The sequence below is a fragment of the Paraburkholderia sp. BL25I1N1 genome (genome assembly GCF_003002025.1).
Classification (GTDB): Bacteria; Pseudomonadota; Gammaproteobacteria; order Burkholderiales; family Burkholderiaceae; genus Paraburkholderia.
Map to the genome: position 1 here is coordinate 61,811 of NZ_PVZB01000026.1, position 14,229 is coordinate 76,039.

9 protein-coding genes are annotated in these 14,229 nt (G+C 64.2%); 3 read left to right on the plus strand and 6 right to left on the minus strand.

Translation table 11 applies throughout. From position 1 onward, the window contains the following. Nucleotides 1-487: 487 nt before the first annotated feature. The 4 genes from uvrA to B0G73_RS31205 all read right to left on the minus strand — a co-directional run bounded on the left by uvrA (nucleotide 488) and on the right by B0G73_RS31205 (nucleotide 9,846). A complete protein-coding gene (uvrA, locus tag B0G73_RS31185) occupies nucleotides 488-6,421 on the minus strand; it encodes an excinuclease ABC subunit UvrA (RefSeq protein WP_106284999.1) in 5,934 nt (1,977 codons plus the stop codon). A gap of 265 nt (nucleotides 6,422-6,686) precedes the next feature. Next, nucleotides 6,687-8,243, minus strand: coding sequence for an amino acid racemase (locus B0G73_RS31190; RefSeq protein ID WP_106285000.1), 1,557 nt, complete (start codon nucleotides 8,241-8,243; stop codon nucleotides 6,687-6,689). Between the two features lie 235 nt (nucleotides 8,244-8,478). Further along, entirely contained in the window at nucleotides 8,479-8,796 is a 318-nt protein-coding gene (locus tag B0G73_RS31200; RefSeq protein WP_106285001.1) for a single-stranded DNA-binding protein, read from the minus strand. 126 nt (nucleotides 8,797-8,922) lie between these two features. Beyond that, entirely contained in the window at nucleotides 8,923-9,846 is a 924-nt protein-coding gene (locus B0G73_RS31205; protein ID WP_106285002.1) for a LysR family transcriptional regulator, read from the minus strand. A gap of 229 nt (nucleotides 9,847-10,075) precedes the next feature. On the opposite strand from B0G73_RS31205, the gene B0G73_RS31210 reads away from it, so the two are divergent. After that, complete coding sequence (locus B0G73_RS31210) at nucleotides 10,076-11,143, plus strand: glutathione S-transferase family protein (protein ID WP_258194021.1); 1,068 nt, start codon at nucleotides 10,076-10,078, stop codon at nucleotides 11,141-11,143. On the opposite strand, the gene B0G73_RS31215 is transcribed toward B0G73_RS31210, so the two are convergent. Continuing rightward, a complete protein-coding gene (locus tag B0G73_RS31215) occupies nucleotides 11,056-11,967 on the minus strand; it encodes a LysR family transcriptional regulator (protein ID WP_106285003.1) in 912 nt (303 codons plus the stop codon). The two genes, B0G73_RS31210 and B0G73_RS31215, sit on opposite strands and share 88 nt — an antisense overlap. A 167-nt stretch (nucleotides 11,968-12,134) precedes the next feature. Between B0G73_RS31215 and B0G73_RS31220 the strand changes: the two genes are divergently transcribed. Both B0G73_RS31220 and B0G73_RS31225 read left to right on the plus strand, forming a co-directional pair. Then, on the plus strand, nucleotides 12,135-12,872 hold the full coding sequence (locus B0G73_RS31220) for an SDR family oxidoreductase (RefSeq protein WP_374957042.1): 738 nt from the start codon (nucleotides 12,135-12,137) through the stop codon (nucleotides 12,870-12,872). Between the two features lie 69 nt (nucleotides 12,873-12,941). Further along, entirely contained in the window at nucleotides 12,942-13,169 is a 228-nt protein-coding gene (locus B0G73_RS31225) for a hypothetical protein (protein WP_106285005.1), read from the plus strand. Here B0G73_RS31225 and B0G73_RS31230 read toward each other — a convergent pair. Then, nucleotides 13,130-14,155 carry an aldo/keto reductase gene (locus B0G73_RS31230; protein WP_106285006.1) on the minus strand — a complete coding sequence of 342 codons (1,026 nt, stop codon included), beginning with the start codon at nucleotides 14,153-14,155 and terminating at the stop codon, nucleotides 13,130-13,132. The two genes, B0G73_RS31225 and B0G73_RS31230, sit on opposite strands and share 40 nt — an antisense overlap. Nucleotides 14,156-14,229 lie beyond the last annotated feature (74 nt).

The window sequence follows — 14,229 nt, forward strand, 5'->3', positions numbered from 1 at the left end:
CACTTCCGGCGTGCATCGATGCACGAAAAACTACCGGACGCACGTCTAAAAGGGAATGCGGAGGTCCCACTGGGCAGGCGTTTAGACGCCCTCGCAGCGTGATTTGCGTGGAGGGCGGGCATGACGTTGTCGTGGTAATCGGGCGCCGGGCTATGACCGCCGCCGACGGCGAGACGATAGCAGAAGGAAAGAAGTCTTTAAAAATATTTTTAGCGGTATTTACGACACTCTTTATACGCATCCCAATTACGCGTTGAATTTAATTACAAAACAATTCCAATAAATTACATTAAGCCGACAAAGCGAAGGATGGCGGGGACAAGCGATGTCGGTGCGACGTGAACGTCACAAACAGAGCAATTCCGCGCGGACCGAATGGCCTCGCCAGAGCGACATGAATCACGCGTCGGCAAACTCCCGCGGGTTCAACAAACAAATAAACGAGCAGGCAGGAGCGGCGCGCCCTCGATCGCGCCGCTCTGCTGCATTAGCCGTTCGTGCCCTCTCCCGCCGCGACGGTGTTGTTGTCACGCGATCGCGCGAGAACCGGCCGCAACGCGGCGCCCGTGTGACTCGCCGCAATGCGCGACAAGCCTTCGGGATCCGTAGCAGCGACGATCGAGCCGCCGCCTACGCCGCCTTCCGGACCGAGGTCGATGATCCAGTCCGCCTCGGCGATCACATCCAGATCGTGCTCGATGACGACAACGCTATGGCCGCCGTCCGCGAGACGATGCAGCACGCGAATCAGCTTGGCGACGTCGGCCATATGCAGGCCCACGGTCGGTTCGTCCAGCACATACAAGGTATGCGGCGGCTTCTGCCCGCGCCGCGTGATGTCGTCGCGCACCTTGCTCAATTCGGTGACGAGCTTGATCCGTTGCGCCTCGCCGCCGGACAACGTGGGGGACGGTTGACCCAGCGTGAGATAGCCGAGCCCGACGTCTTTCATCAACTGCAATGGATGAGCAATGTTCGTGATGGGCGCAAAGAATTCGACGGCTTCGTCGATCTCCATGGTCAGTACGTCGCCGATATTCTTGCCGCGCCACGTGACCGCGAGCGTCTCCGGATTGAAGCGCTGCCCGTGACACACATCGCAGGGCACTTTCACGTCGGGCAGGAAGCTCATGCCGATGGTGCGCACGCCCTGCCCCTCACAAGCCGGGCAACTGCCTTCGCCGGTATTGAACGAGAAACGCGAGGCCGTGTAGCCACGCGCGCGCGCTTCGAGCGTGCCGGCGAACAGCTTGCGGATCGCATCCCACACGCCGATGTAGGTGGCCGGACACGAACGCGGCGTCTTGCCGATCGGCGTTTGATCGACCTCGAGTACACGGTCGATGGTTTCCCAGCCGGTGATCGAATCGCAGCCTTGCCATGCATGCGTCACGTTTAGCGGCGCGCGCGGCGCCGTGCGCGCCAGCACGCTGGAGCGCCGGTTCGTTGCCGGTTTTTCTTCGGCCGCGGCGCGCGCGCGCCGCGTGGCCGGCGATGACAACACCGAACGTCCGACTGCATCCAGCAGGTTGGTCATCAGCACGTCGCGCGCGAGCGTGGACTTGCCGGAACCGCTGACGCCAGTGACCGCGACGAGTCGCGACAAAGGAATGCCGACCGTAACGTTGCGCAGGTTATGCAGCTTGCCGCCATGCACGGTCAGCCAGTTCTCCGGCACCGCGGCCGCGCGCTTGCCCGGCGCGACCACTTCGCGACGCGGCTGCAGCGGATGCACGATCGGTTGTGCAAGAAACTGTCCGGTCAGCGAATCGGGCTGCGCCGACAGATCCGCCACGCTGCCCTGCGCGACCAGCGTGCCGCCGCGTTTGCCGGCGCCCGGCCCGATGTCGATGATGTGATCGGCACGGCGGATCGTATCCTCGTCGTGCTCGACGACCACCAGCGTATTGCCCTTGTCACCGAGCTTGCGTAAAGCGTTCAGCAGAATCTGGTTGTCACGCGGGTGCAGACCGATGGTCGGTTCGTCTAGCACATAGCAGACGCCTTGCAGGTTGCTGCCGAGCTGCGCGGCAAGCCGGATGCGCTGCGCTTCGCCGCCCGACAGGCTCGGCGCCGCGCGATCGAGACTCAGATAGCCGAGGCCCACTTCTTCGAGAAACTGCAGACGGCTGCCGATTTCGCTCACCACGTCACGCGCGATTTCCGCATCGCGACCGGTCATTTCCAGCGTGTCGATCCAGGCGCGCGTGTCGGACACGGTCCACTGCGCGACATCGACAATCGCCCGCGCGCCGAACGTGACCGCGCGCGCGGTGGGGTTCAAACGCGTACCGGCGCAATCCGGACACGGTTCGTCGACAAGCCCTTCGGGCTCCTGCTCTTCCGACGGCAGGCTTTGTTCGCGGCCACGATTGTCTTCGACGACGATCGTATCGTCGTACACCGCGCGTTGTTCGCGCGTGAGGGCCAGGCCCGTGCCGACGCAGGTCGTACACCAGCCATGCTTGCTGTTGTACGAGAACATGCGCGGATCGAGTTCCGGATAACTCGTGCCGCACGTCGGACACGCGCGCTTGGTGGACAGCACCTTCACCGCGCCGAGTTTCGCCGTGGCGCGGCCACCGCTGATCGCGTCGTGCAACCCGTCCAACGGCGCCAGCAGATGCATCACGCCCTTGCCGACTTCCAACGTCTGGTCGAGCGCCCGACGCAGTTCGGTTTCATTGTCCGGCGACACGACGAGGTCGGCCACCGGCAACTCGATCGTATGTTCGCGGAAACGGTCGAGTTTCGGCCACGGGTCCACCGGCACGAACTCGCCATCCACGCGCAGATGAGTATTGCCGCGCGCTTTTGCCCACTTCGCCAGATCCGTGTAGACGCCCTTGCGATTCACGACCAGCGGCGCAAGGAAACCGACATGCTGCCCCTTGTGATCGCGCAGCAACTGCGCCGCGATCGATTCGACGCTCTGCGACGTGACCGGCGTACCGTCGTGAATGCAATGCTGCAGCCCGAGCTTCACATACAGCAGACGCAGGAAGTGCCACACCTCGGACGTGGTCGCCACGGTACTCTTGCGGCCGCCACGCGAGAGCCGCTGTTCGATCGCGACGGTCGGCGGAATGCCGTACACGGCGTCGACCTCGGGACGCCCGGCCGGCTGCACGATGGAACGCGCGTAGGCGTTCAGCGATTCGAGGTAACGGCGCTGCCCTTCGTGGAACAGAATGTCGAAGGCGAGCGTGGACTTGCCCGAGCCGGACACGCCGGTAATCACGTTGAATTTGCCGTGCGGAATGTCCACGTCCAGCGATTTCAGATTGTGCTCGCGCGCGTTGACGATGCGCACCACGTCCTCGCCTTCGATCGCCCGGCGCGCGCGCGCGGCGCTCAGCGCTTTTTGCAGCGGAATGCCTTGCGACGCCGGTTCGGCCGCCGCGCCCATGGCGCGGTCGTATTGCAGCAGCGCTTCGCCGGTATGCGACTCCGGACATGTTTTGACGTCTTCCGGCGTGCCCGCGCACAGCACGCGCCCGCCGCCGTCGCCGCCTTCGGGACCGAGATCGATCAGCCAGTCGGCCGCGCGGATCACGTCGAGATTGTGTTCGATCACGATCAGCGAATGACCGCTCGCGAGCAGCTTGCCGAACGCCTGCATCAGCTTGGCAATGTCGTCGAAATGCAGGCCGGTGGTCGGTTCGTCGAACATGAACAAACGTTTCGCGACCGCTTGCTTCGCGCTGCGCGCGGTCCGCGCCTGGGCCGATTCCGCGAGAAAACCGGCGAGCTTGAGCCGCTGCGCTTCGCCCCCTGACAGCGTGGGCACCGGCTGGCCGAGCTTCACATATTCGAGGCCCACGTCGACGATCGGTTGCAGCACACGCAATACTTCGGTGTCTTTAGCGAAGTACGCGGTGGCTTCGCTCACCGTCAATTCCAGCACGTCGGCAATGCTCAGCGCGCGCGCCGGTTCGCCACGTTCGATCTTCACTTCGAGCAGTTCAGCGCGATAACGGCGCCCGTCACAATCGGGGCAGCGCAGGTACACGTCGCTCAAAAACTGCATTTCGATATGTTCGAAACCCGAGCCGCCGCAGGTCGGGCAGCGGCCTTCGCCCGAATTGAAACTGAACATGCCAGGGCCGTAGCCGCGCTGCTGTGCGAGCGGCGCCTTGGCGAACAGTTTGCGGATTTCGTCGAACGCGCCGACGTAACTCGCCGGATTCGAGCGCGCCGTCTTGCCGATCGGTGACTGATCGACGAACACGACGTCGGTGACCTGATCGGCGCCGCTCAGGCTTCTGAAAGCGCCGGGCGATTCCGTGGCGAGCCCGAAGTGCCGCGCCATGGCCGGATACAGCACGTCTTGCAGCAGCGTGGATTTACCGGAACCCGACACGCCCGTCACGCAGACGAGCCGCTCCAATGGAATTTCCACCGTGACATCGCGCAGATTGTGTTCGGTCGCGCCTTCGAGCACGATGCGCGGCGTGGCGGCATCCACCGGCCGCTGCGACCAGTGCGCCGCGTCGGCCACATGCCGCCGGCCGCCGAGGTACTCGCCAGTGAGCGTGCCTGACGAACGGATCGCCTCGGGCACGCCGTCGTAAATGATCGAGCCGCCGCGCTCGCCCGGCCCCGGACCCATGTCGATCAGACGATCCGCCGCGAGCATCACGGAGGGATCGTGTTCGACCACCACCAGCGTATTGCCCGCATCGCGCAACCGGTGCATGGCCTCGACGATGCGGTTCAGATCGCGCGGATGCAAGCCGATACTCGGTTCGTCGAGCACGAACAGCGTCTTGGTGAGCGAGGTGCCGAGCGCCGTGGTCAGGTTGATCCGCTGCACCTCGCCGCCCGACAAAGTGCGACTTTGCCGGTCGAGCGTCAGATAACCGAGGCCCACGTCGCACAGATATTTGAGGCGCGTGCGCACTTCGGCGAGCAGCAGTTTGAGTGCGTCGTCGAGCAAGGCGCTCGGCAAGCTGATTTCGTCGAAGAAGCGCCGGATGCGCTCGATCGGCATCAGCATCAGATCGTGCACGGTCAGACCGGGCAACGCTTCAAGTTGCCCGCGCGTCCAGTCGACGCCGCGCGGCAGGAAACGCTTGCCGGGCGGCAGCACCTCGTCCGCGTTCGCCTTGCTGCCGAGGCGCCACAACAGCGATTCCGTTTTCAGGCGCGCGCCGCCGCAGGTTTCGCACGGCGTATAGCTGCGGTACTTGGACAGCAGCACGCGAATATGCATCTTGTACGCTTTCGATTCGAGATACTCGAAAAAGCGTTTGACGCCGTACCAGTGGCTTTGCCATTTGCCGTTCCAGTCCGGCGAGCCGTTGATGACCCAGTCGCGCTCGGCGTCCGTCAACTCGCCCCACGGCGTGCCGCGACGGATATCGGCTTTCGCCGCGTAGCGCATCAGATCGTCCTGGCACTCCTTCCACGCGGGTGTTTGCATGGGCTTGATCGCGCCGTCGCGCAGCGTCTTGCGCGCGTCCGGAATCACCAGCCCGAGGTCGACGCCGATTACGCGCCCGAAGCCGCGGCAGACTTCACACGCGCCGTACGCCGAGTTGAACGAGAACAGCGCGGGCTGCGGGTCGGCGTAGCGCAGATCGCTTTCCGGACTGTGCAAGCCGGTGGAGAAACGCCAGATTTTCGGTTCGGTTTCCTGACTTTCCGGCCCTTCCGACGAGGCCGGCAGCACATAAATATTGACGCGCCCGCCGCCGCGCTTGAGCGAGGCCTCGATTGCCTCGACCACCCGCTGCTTATCCACCGAACGAAGCCGGAAGCGGTCGGCCACCACGTCGAGCAGCTTGCGCTTGCCGGTAGGCGAATCGACTTCGCGCTGCGCCTGCACGCGCGTGTAGCCGCTGGCCGATAGCCATTGCTCGACTTCCTGCTCCGATGCGGATTCCGGCAACTCGACCGGGAACGTGACCACGAGTCTCGGTTCATTCTCCGCCGTGCGTTCGAGCAACTCCGCGTAGATCGTTTCCGGCGTGTCGTGACGCACCTGATGAGCCGTCTTGCGGTCGAACAGTTCAGCGGCACGTGCGTAGAGCAGCTTCAGGTGATCGTTGAGCTCCGTCATGGTGCCGACGGTGGAACGCGAACTGCGCACCGGATTGGTCTGGTCGATCGCGATGGCCGGCGGCACGCCGTCGACACGATCGACTTGCGGCCGGTCCATACGGTCGAGAAACTGCCGGGCGTAAGCGCTGAATGTTTCGACGTAGCGCCGTTGCCCTTCCGCATACAGCGTGTCGAACACGAGGCTCGACTTGCCGGAACCGGACGGGCCGGTGACGACCGTCATTTCGCCGGTTCGTACGTCGAGGTCGACGTTCTTGAGATTGTGCTGGCGTGCGCCGCGAATCCTGATAGTGCCGTTTGTGCCGTGTTTGCCGTTAGATGCCAATTTTTCCGACCGTCTGAATGAGTGGACCACCTCTCACGGACGCCTCGCGACCGCGCAAGTTCGGTGCGGCTGGCCGGCGGAGACGCACGCCGAAGCCCTGCTCGCAACGGGATACTATACTGTATATTTATACAGTTTTCCATGACGCAGCAGGGCGGTGCTTCGGAGGCGCGTCAGGCGGTGGCCGGCGGCGAAAAACGCGCGCCGCTGAGCAGGGCAGCAAGCGTTGTGCCGATCGGGACGAGAAGGGTTTAGAGCCGCTCGAAGCGGCGTGGGAGTGAGGGCCGCTGTCGCGCTAGGCTTTTGCGAGCCTGCGAGAGGTCGCGACGAGCGCGTCGCGGCTGACGGCAAACGCTTTCCGCGCGGATCGGCCCACTGACGGCATCGCAGCCGGCGGCGTCGAATCCAGCGCACCGCTTTCCCCAAGCGCATACGCCACGCACCGCCTGGCCAGCACCTCGGTCGGATCGACCAGCCTGACGACCAGGCCACCCGCGCATGCCAGCGTCGCATCGCGCAGCAACAGCGGCAACTCGGTACAGCCCAGCACGATCACCCGCACGCCTTGCGCAACCAGATCGTCGACGGCAGCGGCGAGATCGTCGCAACACTCGCCCGACGTGAAGCCCGCCTTCGCGCCTTTCGGCCCATAGACGGCATTCATCAGCCGCGCCTGCGCCGCCTCGCCGGGCGCAACCTGCACGAGCCCCCGCGCTTCAAGCGACCGTTCATAGACGCGGCTCGCCAGCGTCCCTGAAGTGGCGAGCACGCCGATTTCACGCAGCCCCGGAAAGCTCTCGTGCAGATAATCCACGGTACAGGTCAGCATATTTACAATCGGAATACTGAGCGACGGCTGGATCCGCTCGACGAACGCATGCGCCGTATTGCACGGAATCGCGATGAGATCCGCGCCACCGTCCTCGAGCGTCTTGCAGGCGGCATACAGTGCGAGCGTCGGGTCGTCCCCGTTACCGAGCAGCGCGGCGGTGCGATCCGGAATCTGCGGATTCTGCTCGACCATGATCTTGATGTGGTCCTGATCGCACGCGGCGGGTGTATTGCGCACCAGCTTGCCCAGAAAGTCGACCGTCGCCGCCGGCCCGACGCCGCCCAGCACGCCCACCTTGAAGCGCCGCTCGTGCTGCGAAAACTGCGCTGCCGCGACGTAGCGCGCGTAGACGAGATTGGCGTCGATGAGCGGCACGTCGAGTCGGCCGAGCGCGCGCGCGACCAGCGCGATTTCAGCAAGGCCCGGCAGGATGATTTCCGCGCCCTGTGCGATGAGGTCCGCGCACGCCGCGTGCAGCAACTCGACCGGGCGTCCATGGAGACGGCCGTTGCGGATGCCTTCATCGCCATAGACGGCGTTCGTCACGCAATCGACGCCCGCCTCGTTGCGTGGATGCAGCACGTCGAACCGCGTGGCGTCGAAATAACGCTCGAAAAGACCGTTATTGCGGATGGCGTCCGAAGTCAGCACCCCGATCCGCCGCACCGACGGAAACGCCTGGCGCACGTGCGCCGACAGCGCCGTCATGATGTTTGCGACCGGCACGGCGACGTTCGCCGAGAGTTCATCAATGAAGGTATGGCTCAGGAAACACGGCAGCACGATTGCCTCGACGCCGCGCTTTTCAAACGCGCGCATGGTGTCGAACACGTGAATCTTGAACTGGGCGTTAGCTTCGCTCTGCCAGGCCGGCCCATGCCAGGACCGCTGCTCGAGAATCAGATCGTAGGGCCGCGCCGCGCCTGGCCGGTCCCAGGCTGCGGTCAAGCGGCACAGAACATCGGCGCTGGCGAACTGCGCCGCGCCCGTCACTACGCCCAGCGAACGATAGCGATTCATGATGACTTCCCCCCGACGTTTTTTTTGCCGCCCGCCTTGATGGTAGGCGGCTTTTGCGCGGTTGAGGATGACATTATGTGGGCGGACTATGACGTGGGGTTAACCACGACCGACGAATTACCTCGTGTTCCCGATCTGATCATCGCGCAGTGCGTGGGAGCGGCGACGCGGAACCTGTGGCGGACCGCTTCGTCGAGTATCTCAGGGGCGCCGGCGGCAAGCCGCCGGGCAGCGCTCATTCATCCGCTTCGCGGCGGCCTTCGTAAGCCGTCAGCAGCTTGTGGGCGACCATGTCCACGGCCGGTTTGACGAGCCCGTTCTTGTCGGTCCAGACTTTCGGCGTCAAGGTGCCGCTCAGCGCCACACTGTCCGCGTCGCTCAACGCGAGCAGCGCGGTTTGCACGTCGTCGTCGAAAGCGATTACGTTGACGAAAATCGTGTCGCCGTCGTTGGTGGCCGCGCGCACCTTGCAGGTCACGAAACGCCTGCCGTTCTGCCCCGTGCGAATCTGCGCCTCGCCGTACAACCGCCCGCCCACCAGTCCATCGATCATCGCCCTGCTCCTCTTGTTGCGTACCGTGCGGAAAGCAGAATCGCCCAGCACGGCGCGTATGATCCCACGAGACGCGGCTGTGGCTGCATAAAAACGCCGCTCCGGCGCGAACCAACGGCGTGAGCGTCAGGCGCCGATCGTCATATCGACACCGCGCACGAGGCGCTTCGCCAGCCGCGGTTGCCGCAACTGTTCGAGCCACCACTGCAATGCGCGCCCTTCATGATCGCCGCGCCACGCAACGTACAGCACGTTCGGTTCGCGCGGATCGGCCGTGGCCTTTTCGATCAGATCGCCCTGCTTCAATAGCGACGCGACGCGCTGACGCGGCAACCAGCCCACGCCCAGGCCGTCGCGCTGCGCGAGGATTTTTGCGCGCATCGACGGCACGGCCAGCGACGCCTGTCCGCCGATCAAACCATAAGCACGCCCCGCCGTCGCACGCGATGAATCCGCCACCACCACCGCGCGATGTTCGAGGATTCGCTCACGGCCGAGCGGTCCCTCGACGGCCGCTAACGGATGGCGCGGCGACACCGCGAACACCCATTCCATCACGCCGAGTTCGAACCAGCGCAGGCCGGGAATCGCCGGCGGCTCATTGGTTGCGCCCACGATCAGATCCGCGCGGCCGTCGCGCAGCGCCTCCCAGGTGCCGCTCAAGACTTCGTGCGTAAAGCGCAGCTTGACGCCGGAGTTCAGCGCATCGAATGTGCGCACCACCGGCATCAGTAGTTCGAATTCGATGATCTCGTCCGTGACGATCCAGAGACGGTCTTCCCAGCCGCTCGCGATCTGCTTCACGCGCTGCGTCATGCGCGACATGTCGAGCATCAGACGCGCGGCTTCATCCGCGAGAAGCTGGCCGGCGGGCGTGAGTTGCAAGCGGTAGCGGCGCCGGTCGAACAGCAGCGCGTCGAAGCGCGTCTCCAGTTGCCGGGCGGCGTGCGAGACCGTGGACGGCGCCTTGCCGAGGCGCGCCGCCGCGCGCGACAGGCTGCCGGTCTCGCGAATCGCGTCGAGCAAAGCCAGTTCGTCTTCCGACAACATGTTCCATTCCTTCGAACGAGTTCGACGAAATGATGGTACGGCAAAGCGTCGATGCCAGTCCACTATGGTGATATGACGGCAGTGTCGGCGGCAAATACAGTCCGCGTAAGCTTTCGGAAAAGCCGCACGAGCCGCCGACGAGTCACTGCAAACGCCGCCGGCGCCGCGTCTGGAACATTCATTGCGCACGGTCGTAGCACGCCGACGCGCACGCACAAGGAGCAGCGACATGGGACTTTTGGTGGACGGGAAATGGCAGGACCGCTGGTACGACACCCACTCGACCGGAGGCCGTTTCGTGCGCAAGGACGCGGCGTTCCGCAACTGGGTCACCGCCGACGGCTCGCCGGGTCCGAGCGGCAGCGGCGGCTTCGAAGCGCAAGCGGGACGCTACCACTTGTACGTGAGCCTCGCCTGCCCGTGGGCGCATCGCACCTTGATCATGCGGGCGCTCAAGGGCCTCGAAGCAATGATCGACGTCTCGGTCGTGCACTGGCTGATGCTGGAGAACGGCTGGACCTTCGCGGACGGCCCCGGCGTCGTGCTCGACAGCGTCAATCACGCAAAGCTGCTCCACCAGGTCTATACCGCTGCCGATCCTCACTACAGCGGCCGCGTCACGGTGCCGATCCTGTGGGACAAGCAACGGGCCACGATCGTCAGCAACGAATCGTCGGAAATCATTCGCATGCTGAATTCGGCGTTCGACGGCATCGGCGCGAAGCCCGGCGATTTTTATCCGGCGCCGTTGCGTCCGCAAATCGACGCGATCAACGCGCGCGTTTACGACACGCTGAACAATGGCGTCTACAAGGCAGGCTTTTCCACCACGCAGCAAGCCTACGAAGAAGCCGTCACGCCGCTGTTCGAAACGCTCGACTGGCTCGAAGCGCAACTCGCGACACAGCGCTATCTGACTGGCGCGCAACTCACCGAAGCCGATATCCGGCTGTTCACGACACTCATCCGCTTCGACGCCGTGTATGTCGGCCACTTCAAGTGCAATCTGCGCCGCATCGCCGATTACCCGAATCTGTCCGCCTACACGCGCGACATCTACCAGTTGCCCGGCATTGCGCAGACGGTCGATTTCGCGCATATCAAACAGCATTATTACGAGAGCCATCGCGGCATCAACCCGACCGGCATCGTGCCGCTCGGCCCGGTTCAGGATTTCTCCGCGCCGCACGGCCGCCTAAGCGAGCGCCTTCACAGCGCGCCGCCCGACGTCGCCGCAGCCGCTTCGAAAATATCGCGCAGCCACTGCGCGAACACCCTCACCCGCGACGACAACTGACGGTTCTGCGGATACAGCACGGACACCGGCATGGGCGGCGGCGGAAAGTCCGCAAGGATGATTTTCAGCCGCCCCGCCGCCAGTTCGGCCGCCACCCGGTATTGCGGCACCTGCACGATGCCGAGCCCGGCGAGCGCCGAGCCGGTGTAGAGCTCGGTGCCGCTCACCGATACCGCCGACGGCAGGACCATCGCCACCTCGCGGCCCGCCACGCTGAATTCGAGCGGCACGGCCTTGCCGGTCGCACTCGACACGTAGTTGACCGCCCGATGCGTGGACAGCGCCGAGGGCTCGGCCGGCTCGCCAAACGCGGCGAGATACGCCGGACTCGCGACCGTCACTTGCGCCAGTTGCGCGACGCGGCGCCCCACCATCGACGAATCCTGCAGATTGCCCGCGCGCAACACGCAGTCCACGCCTTCCCGCACCAGATCGACGAGCCGGTCGTCTTCGCCGATGCTCAGTTCGATGCCCGGAAAGCGCGCGAGAAACGCCGGCAGCGCAGGCACCACGAAATGCCGCGCCAGCGTGCCCTGCAAATTCACCCGCAACAATCCCTTCGGCGCGAGGTTCGAAAACGAGCCCTCGGCCTCTTCCATGTCGGCAATGAGACGCACGCAGCGGCGGTAGTACGCCTCGCCGTCGTGCGTGAGACGCACCGTGCGCGTAGTGCGTTCGAGCAGCCGCGCGCCGAGCCGCTGCTCCATGCGCTTCATCAGGTTGGTGACGGTGGCGCGCGGGATCTGCAGATCGTCCGAGGCGCGCGTGAAGCTTTGCCGCTCGGCGATCCGGATGAAAACCCGCATTTCCTCGAAACGATCCATGGTCGCTGCCTGTTGTTGCCTGCGTGTGGCGCCGGTCGGACGGCCGACGCGCCTATTGTTAAAGTAAATGGAATGGTGATACCCAGTTTAACCTGATTATCCATGCGACGAAAACGTCCATGATTTATCTCACCCACTCATCGGACTCAAGGAAGCGAATCGTGAACATGCTCAACAACGCTCGGGTTGCAATCGTCACCGGCGCATCGCGCGGCATCGGCGCAGCAGTTGCTCAACGTCTGGCCAAGGACGGTTTCGCCGTTGCGGTCAATTACGCATCCAGTTCGGCCGAAGCCGATCGGCTCGTCGCCGAACTCACGGCGGCGGGCACCAAAGCCATCGCGGTGAAGGCCGACGTATCGAACGCCGACGACGTGCGCCGCCTGTTCGAACTCACTGAACAGCAGCTCGGCAAGGTGGATGTGCTGGTCAACAACGCGGGCGTGCTCAAGACCGTGCCGCTCGCCGACACCAGCGACGCGCTCTTCGACCAGACCTTCGACATCAACGTGCGCGGCACCTTCAACACCTTGCGCGAAGCTGCGGTGCGCCTGAACGACGGCGGCCGTATCGTCAATTTTTCGAGCACCACGCTGGCGCTCAACATGCCGGGCTATGCGATCTACAACGCGACGAAGGCAGCCGTCGAGGCATTCACGCATGTGTTCGCCAAGGAGCTGCGCGGCCGCGACATCACCGTCAATGCCGTGGCGCCGGGTCCGATCGCGACGTCGCTGTTTCTCGACGGCAAGACCGAAGAACAGATTCAGACCTTCGCGAAGATGCCGCCGCTGCAACGCCTCGGCCAGCCGGACGACATCGCGTCGGTGGTGGCGTTCCTCGCCGGCCCGGACGCGGGCTGGGTCAACGGCCAGATTCTGCGCGCCAACGGCGGCATTGCCTGACGCGCTCGATACGTTTTGTCTGGGCGTGCTCCGACGAGCCGCCCCACTCTCATCGATCGGAGAAGAAAAATGCAGAAGCAGATCATCTTCGTGACGGGCGCCGCTACGGGTGTCGGCAACCTCAGCGCACAGTCGCTGACCGAAACCGGACATATCGTCTACGCGACGATGCGCGAGTTCGCGAAAGCGCAGGGCATCCAGTTGCATCCGCTCGAACTCGGCATGTTCAGCCAGCGTGCCTTCGGGCGAAGGCCCGCTTACACCGCCTTCGGATTGCGCTCCACGAATCCTTCCTGATGCCAGTATGGATAAGCGGGACGCACGGCGCTCGCCTCGTCGAGCTTCGCCACCTGCTCGGGCGTCAGATTCCAGCCCACCGCGCCGAGGTTCTGCCGCAACTGTTCCTCGTTGCGCGCACCGATCAGCACGGTCGACACTGTCGGCCGCTGCAGCAGCCAGTTCAGCGCAATCTGCGGCACGGTCTTGCCGGTTTCCGCCGCGATCTCATCGATCGCATCGAGCACGCGGAACAGATATTCGTCCGGCACCGGCGGTCCCATGCCGGCGGTTTTATGCAGGCGGCTCGAATCGGGCAGCGGCTGGCCACGCTTGATCTTGCCGGTGAGACGCCCCCAGCCGAGCGGACTCCACACCACCGCGCCCACGCCTTGATCGACGCCGAGCGGCATCAACTCCCACTCGTAATCGCGGCCAACCAGCGAATAGTAGGTCTGATTCGCGACATAGCGCGGATAGCCGTAGCGATCCGCCACGTCCTGTGATTTCATCAGATGCCAGCCGGAAAAATTCGACACACCGGTGTAGCGGATCTTGCCCGCGCGCACCAGATCGTCGAATGTGGACATAACTTCGGCGATCGGCGTTCTGGCGTCGAAGCCGTGCAACTGGAACAGATCGATGTAATCAGTCTGCAGGCGCTTGAGCGCCGAGTCCACGGCCCGGATCAGATGGAAACGCGACGAGCCGACGCTGTTCGGGCCGTCGTCGAAACGGAAGGTCGCCTTGGTCGAGATGATCGCCTTGTCGCGCTTGCCCTTGAGCGCCTCGCCGAGCACCGACTCGGACGCGCCGGTCGAATAGATGTCCGCGGTGTCGAACATGGTGACGCCGGCATCGAAGCAGATGTCGAGCAGACGCCGCGCTTCGGCGACGTCGGTCGCGCCCCACGCCTGAAAGAATTCGCCCTTGCCGCCGAACGTGCCCGTGCCGAAACTCAGCACCGGCACCTTGAAACCGGACGCACCCAGATGTCTGTATTCCATTGATGACTCCCCATGGCTTAGCCGTCGATAAACGGACGTTCAGTCTACGCGCGTCAGAGCAATCGCGTCGGCCG